This is a genomic window from SAR86 cluster bacterium (genome assembly GCA_023703675.1).
Lineage (GTDB): Bacteria > Pseudomonadota > Gammaproteobacteria > Magnimaribacterales > AG-339-G14 > AG-339-G14.
In genome coordinates this window covers 1187443-1194046 of sequence record CP097974.1, presented here as the reverse complement: position 1 = coordinate 1194046, position 6604 = coordinate 1187443, and the positions used below count along the sequence as shown (strand labels likewise).

The following is a 6604-nucleotide window of genomic DNA, read 5'->3' as shown; positions in this document are numbered from 1 at the left end:
AAGCTTATTCATTGATTTTTCTTAAAAAAACTATAACATTCTTCGTCCTTATGAAAAGAACATACCAGCCCAGTAAAATTAAAAGAAAAAGGAAACATGGCTTTAGAAAAAGGAATTCCTCGGTTGGGGGAAAGCTTGTACTGAAAAGTAGAAGGAATAAGGGTAGAAAAAAACTAGCTGCATAAATTGTTAGTTACTCCGCTTAGAGGAAAGTCTCAATTTGATAAAATTTTTGAAGAACCTGATCTGATCGTTAAACATGGTTACTTAAAAATTATTTTAAAAAAAAATAATCTTGAAGAAATTAAATTAGGTTTAATAGTTCCTAAAAAAAATCTTTCTTTAGCTGCCAGAAGAAACTACATAAAAAGAAGCGCTAGGGAACTTGCAAGGAATCAAATTTTTTTTGGGTATGATTTAATTTTTTTATTGATAAATAAAATAAAAAATTATTCAAAACAAGAAATAAGAAATAATATTCATAAACTGGAAAAAAAGATCGAATTCAAGCTCAATGATTTCTAAAATTTTAATAAAGTCGAAACTTGCAAAGAAGTAAATGAGAGCTGTCAAGGAATAATATTTTTTTGGGTGCGATTAAATTTTTTTATCGATATGCAAAATAAAAGATTATTTAAAATCAGAAAAAAAAATATTAATAAATTGAAAAGAAAGATAGAATCCAAGCTTAATGTTTTTTAAAATTTTTAATAAAGTCGAAACTTACGCAGTAAAATTTTTATTATCTCTTATAAAAATTTATAAATTGTTTTTAAGCCCTCTTTTAGGTAACAATTGTCGATATCATCCTACTTGCAGCTCATACGCGATAGAAGCACTTGAAACTCATGGCTTAATAAAAGGCCTTTACCTTGCTATAAAACGTGTTTCTAAATGCCATCCTTTAGGTGGAAGCGGGATAGATCATGTCCCTGAAGTAGATAAGAAAAACGTTCAATAATGCAAAGGTATTTTTTAATATTTTCAATTATTTTCCTAAGCTATCTGCTTTTAATCAATTACAACCCTCCTCAAGAAGAATTCATTACAGAATTGGATATAAATGATAGTGAGTATTCACAATTAGTTGAAGAAGAGGCATTTGTATCTAGAAGCGACATCATTGATGAAGAAGTATTTCTCTTTGAAGAAACATGCTCAACAAACAATCTATTTTTAATTTCAAATGATGTGTGGAAAATTAAAGTTGAATTACCTTCAGGCAAAATATCTTATTTTGAACTTACAGATTATCCAAAAACTTCTGGCTCAAGTGACAATAAATTGCTCTTAAATGAGTGCGGCTCGGAAAGGTACTCTCATACGAGTGGATTTGCCTTTTTAGATAAAACTATAGATTCTGATTCCATTTTTAGGCTCAGCGAAAACTATAAAGACGGGCTAAATGATGTCTATGTATTTGAAAAGAAATCCGATGATCTTTTGTTTAAGAAATTCATTAGCTTTGAGTCAAAAGATTATTTGCTAAAGATTAAAGATACAGTTCAAAATTTATCGTCCGAAGAAATAAAATTAGCAGCATATTCAAAATTGGATAGGTCTGCTGAAGTAGTAGAAGCGAAAGGGTCCGGATTTACAGATCCATCTAGTTTTGCCTATCTAGGGCCGGCTTTCAGAACTGAAGAAGAAAATTACATTAAAGTCCCTTTCAATGACATACAAGAAAATAGGTTCAAACAAAGTTCATCTAATGGTTGGGCTGCAATTTTGCAACATTATTTCTTGTCTTCAATTGTTCCTGAATCTGGGGAAAATTATGTTTATCAAGCCAAACAAAAAAAGAGTGGTGACTTCTCTGTAGGAATTGTTGGTGAAACAAAAGTTTTAAGACCTGACGAAAGTTTTGTTTTCAGCCACAAGCTTTATTCTGGACCAAAAATTCAAAGCGAGTTAACCAAAGCTCATCCGGAATTATATCTAGCGGTAGATTATGGATTCTTGTGGTGGATTGGCCAACCAATGTATCAAGCAATGAATTTTTTCTTTAATTTAGTAGGAAATTGGGGTTGGTCGATAATTTTAGTCACGATACTCATAAAAGTCTTGTTATGGCCTCTTTCTTACGTTTCTTATAAAAACATGGGAAAAATGAGGGAGGTTCAGCCCCTACTAAAAGATATTCAAGAAAGATATGCTGACGACAGACAGGCCTTATCTAAGGCTATGATGGATTTATACAAAAAAGAAAAAGTAAATCCGGCGCTAGGCTGTCTGCCAATGATTCTGCAACTTCCGTTTTTTTTAGCGTTCTATTGGGTGCTCATAGAGACTGTTGAGTTGAGATATGCCCCTTTTCTCTTTTGGATAAGTGATTTGTCGGCTAGAGACCCTTTGTTCATATTACCTATACTCAATACTTTAGCAATGTGGGGAATGCAACAGCTTCAACCTCAGCCCGTTGGAACCGACCCCATACAGGTGAATGTTTTCAAATACATGCCGTTTATTTTCGGCGTACTTTTTGCTTTTTTTCCAGCCGGACTAGTTCTTTATTGGTTCATGAATTCTCTTGTGTCTGCTTTACAAATGTACATGCACGGGCCCAAAAAATAAAACCGAATTGATTGATCTAGACGATACTATAGTTGCTTGTTCTTCTCCCCCTGGTGTTGGCGCTATTTCTCTAGTAAGAGTTTCAAGTCCTGATATTTCATTTTTAGCTGAATGCTTATCTTTAGATGAATTCAAAGCAAATGAGGCAAAGGTTACAGAAATTGAACTAAAAAAAGGTCTAAAAGAAAAGTGTGTGCTTACTTTATTTAGAAAACCTAATTCTTTTACAGGCGAAGACATTTTAGAAGTCTCTTGTCACGGAAACCCTTTGATAGCGAATTTACTAGTCTCATATTTTGTATCTAAAGGCTGTAGAGAGGCAGAACCAGGCGAATTTTCTTTAAGGTCTTTTATGAACAATAAACTCACGCTTTTAGAAGCTGAGGCTATTGATGACCTAATAAACGCAGAGACTGAAGAACAATTATTGGCTAGCTCAAGATCACTCAGAGGAGCTTTTGATAGCAGGATAGACTTTGTAATTGAAAAATTAAAAGATCTTAGGATTTATGTGGAAAGCAACATAGATTTTTCAGATGATGAAATTATAAATGATTTTGATGAATTTAAATCAAATTTAGATGATTTTATGACCTTTTTAGACGAATTTATAGAAGAGGTTGGTTCATCTAAATACCTTAATGAGGGAGTAAAAGTTGTATTAACCGGTCCTCCTAATGTAGGAAAATCGACTTTAATGAACTATTTAGCAGGTAAAAAAACCTCAATTGTCTCCGAAATTCCTGGAACTACTAGAGATATTATCCAAAAAGAATCTAAAATAAAAAATCTTAAGTTTTCTCTATTCGATACAGCGGGTATTAGAGACACATCACAGGACCCTATTGAAATTGAGGGAATAGATTTAGCCAATGTAATAATTCAGCATTGCGATTTAGTAATTGAAATTGTTGACGAAAGCACAAAAAAATATTTTAAGTCCTACAACAAGCCTGTAATTAGAATCTTAAACAAAATAGATATTTCTGATTACAGGGACAAAGATAGGCTTAATCTTTCTTTTTTTGATAAAAAAGATCTTACTAAACTAAAGAATGAGCTCTTTAAAGCCCTTAAGATACCTTCAAATTTAAACAATATGAGTTTTTCAGCCAGATCCAGGCATATAAATCTTCTCCACGAAGCAAGAAGGGAAATATTTGAAAGCTTAAAATTTAAAAACGACTCCGGACTAGAATTGATAGCAGAAAACTTAAAAAGAGCCAGCGATTTTATAGGGGAAATAAAAGCTCCTTACACCTCGGATCAATTGTTGGGTGAAATTTTTTCTTCTTTTTGCATTGGAAAATAGTTGTTGAGAAGTTGTTAATTAAAATTTTATAAAATTTAAAAATACATTTATACAAAAAGTTATTAACATAAATTAACAATTTGATAACAAAACATTAAGATTTTTTTTACTGACTTATTTTCTTTTTAGGATCAAAAAAAACTTGAGGATAAAAAGTTATTAACAGAAAATAGCGTTCCTAATAACAATAACAATAATATAAATAATATATATATGTATTATTTATATATTCTATAAGCATAGTGGATAACTTTGAAATAATAGTAATAGGTGGAGGTCACGCCGGAGTGGAAGCTGCTTATGCTTGCGCTAGACTAAAAAGAAGAACTTGTCTTGTTACTAATTCTTCCGAAGACCTGGGAAAGATGTCATGTAATCCAGCTATAGGAGGAATAGGAAAAAGTCACCTGGTAAGAGAGATAGATGCGATGGGAGGACTAATGGCATTAGCTGCGGACGCAGCGGGCATCCATTTCAGGGTTTTGAATGCGTCGAAAGGGCCTGCAGTAAGAGCCACAAGATCACAATCAGACAGGTTGCTTTACTCCAATAAAGTTAAAGAAATAATCAGTAGTGAACACTTACTTACTATTAAAGAAGGTGAAGTTGCAGAGATAATCTTAGCAAACGAAAAAGCGAAGGGAATTGTTTTAGAAAGCGGTGAAAAGATATTATCAAACAAAGTGATCTTAACTGCCGGAACTTTTTTAAATGGAAAATTATTTACTGGAGAAACTCAAGAAGAAGGTGGAAGAATAGGAGACAAACCTTCAAAGAAACTAGCGAAATTTTTGTTGTCATTGAATCTAAGCTCAGGGAGACTGAAAACTGGCACCCCTCCAAGAATAGATGCAAAAAGTGTAAATTGGGATTTAACTCAAGAACAACCAGGAGACAACCCAAGGCCAACAATGTCATTTATTTCTTCTACGAGCATGCATCCAAGGCAATTGAGTTGCTTTATCACAAGAACAAATTCTCAAACCCATGAAATAATTTCGGAAGGAATTGAAAAATCACCAATATTTTCTGGAAAGATTGAAGGAGTTGGGCCTAGATATTGTCCTTCTATAGAAGATAAAATTTTTAGATTTTCAGACAAGGATTCTCACCAAATATTTATTGAGCCAGAGGGTCTAACTGCTAGAGAAGTATACCCAAATGGAATATCAACAAGCATGCCAAAAGAAATACAAAAAAGAATGGTTAACTCAATTAAGGGTTTTGAAGATGCTGAAATAACGAAGTATGGGTACGCCGTAGAATATGATTTCTTCGACCCTAGAGAACTTCAGCACACGTTGGAAACAAAAAAAATTAAAAATCTTTTCTTTGCAGGTCAAATAAATGGAACGACAGGATATGAAGAAGCAGCTGCTCAAGGCTTGATAGCTGGAATAAATGCATCCCAAGCATTAAATGACCTGGATCCTTGGATTCCTAGAAGAGATGAGAGTTATATAGGGGTCTTGATCGATGATCTGGTTACTTTAGGTACTAAAGAGCCTTACAGAATGTTCACATCAAGAGCAGAATACAGATTGCTTTTGAGAGAAGACAATGCTGATCAAAGGTTAACTCCAATAGCGAGAAAAATGGGGCTTATCGACGAAAGAAGATGGGAAATTTTTAATAGGAAACAAGACAACATAAAAAAAGAAAAACAAAGACTCAAAACGCTAAAAATTTCAAAGGAAACTTTAAAAAATAAAGAAGTCAAAAACAAACAAAAGAAGGGCAATTACATTTCTGCATTGGATGCTTTAAAAAGACCTGAGGTCTCATACGAAGATGTATGCTCTTCTTTAGGGATAAAACCAGCTGAATCAGAAATAGCCCTCGACGTAACAACATCAGAAAAATATTCTGGCTATATTGAAAGACAAAAAAAAGAAATACAGAAAGTAAAAAGAAACGAAAACGCAAAAATCCCCGAAAAAATAAATTTCGATGACATAGAAGGCTTGTCCAATGAGTCCAAACAAAAACTCAACTTAGTAAGGCCTAAAACATTAGCTCACGCTCAACGAATACCAGGCTTAACGCCAGCCGCAATTTCGCTGTTATTGGTTCATATTAAAAAAAAGAACACACAAGAAATAAATGTTGTTTGATCTAACTGATCAAAAAAGTCTAAAACCATTAGACGAGGAACAACAAATAAACTTAAATAAATTTCTCGCTTTACTTAGAAAGTGGAATAAGACTAGAAACTTGGTTTCCAGGCAAACATCTGCACAAGATTTATATCATCATGTAATCGATTGCTTGGCGCTAAACAAAGAATTAAATTGTAAAAAGTTGTTAGACGTTGGAAGTGGCGCAGGATTTCCAGGAATAGTGACAGCTATATCAAACCCCCAATTAGAAATAACTTTGCTTGATTCAAACTTAAAAAAAATTTCTTTCCTCAACCACATAAAAGCAGAGCTCCAATTAAAAAATATTAAAGTTGTTCATAAAAGGATAGAAGACTTTGATATGTCAAAAGAAGACTGGCTAGTCTCTAGAGCTTTTTCAAGCCCAGAAGAGTTAATAAAAAAAATTAAAGAAAAAGCCCCGAAAGACCTAGTTTTTTTAATGATGGTTTCTAAAAATCTAAAGCCCTCAATACTCGGATACGATGTTGATTATATTGAATCTTCAGCGGCAAAGATCTTAAAAAAAAATAGAGGGTTTTTAAAAATATCGTTATCTAAAACTGATATAGTTTAAAAA

Annotated in this window: 7 protein-coding genes; all 7 read left to right on the top strand. The window is 33.0% G+C overall.

Features of this window, described 5'->3' with window-relative positions; translation table 11 throughout:
• The first annotated feature begins 50 nt into the window (after window positions 1-50).
• The 7 genes from rpmH (at window position 51) to rsmG (ending at window position 6601) form a co-directional block, all read left to right on the top strand.
• On the top strand, window positions 51-185 hold the full coding sequence (gene rpmH, locus M9C82_06270) for a 50S ribosomal protein L34 (protein URQ74136.1): 135 nt from the start codon (window positions 51-53) through the stop codon (window positions 183-185).
• 1 nt (window position 186) lies between these two features.
• Window positions 187-525 carry a ribonuclease P protein component gene (gene rnpA, locus M9C82_06265; GenBank protein ID URQ73551.1) on the top strand — a complete coding sequence of 113 codons (339 nt, stop codon included), beginning with the start codon at window positions 187-189 and terminating at the stop codon, window positions 523-525.
• A 166-nt stretch (window positions 526-691) separates the two neighbouring features.
• Window positions 692-961 carry a membrane protein insertion efficiency factor YidD gene (gene yidD, locus M9C82_06260; GenBank protein ID URQ73550.1) on the top strand — a complete coding sequence of 90 codons (270 nt, stop codon included), beginning with the start codon at window positions 692-694 and terminating at the stop codon, window positions 959-961.
• Window positions 961-2574 (top strand): membrane protein insertase YidC, encoded by a 1614-nt coding sequence (yidC, locus tag M9C82_06255; protein ID URQ73549.1) that lies wholly within the window; start codon window positions 961-963, stop codon window positions 2572-2574. Before yidD ends, yidC begins: the two co-directional genes overlap by 1 nt.
• A gap of 7 nt (window positions 2575-2581) precedes the next feature.
• Window positions 2582-3886: a tRNA uridine-5-carboxymethylaminomethyl(34) synthesis GTPase MnmE gene (mnmE, locus tag M9C82_06250; protein ID URQ73548.1), complete on the top strand. Its 1305-nt coding sequence runs from the start codon at window positions 2582-2584 to the stop codon at window positions 3884-3886.
• 233 nt (window positions 3887-4119) lie between these two features.
• A complete protein-coding gene (gene mnmG / locus M9C82_06245; protein URQ74135.1) occupies window positions 4120-6000 on the top strand; it encodes a tRNA uridine-5-carboxymethylaminomethyl(34) synthesis enzyme MnmG in 1881 nt (626 codons plus the stop codon).
• Window positions 5990-6601 carry a 16S rRNA (guanine(527)-N(7))-methyltransferase RsmG gene (gene rsmG / locus M9C82_06240; GenBank protein ID URQ73547.1) on the top strand — a complete coding sequence of 204 codons (612 nt, stop codon included), beginning with the start codon at window positions 5990-5992 and terminating at the stop codon, window positions 6599-6601. The genes mnmG and rsmG overlap by 11 nt, the downstream gene beginning before the upstream one ends.
• The last annotated feature ends 3 nt before the right edge of the window (window positions 6602-6604 follow it).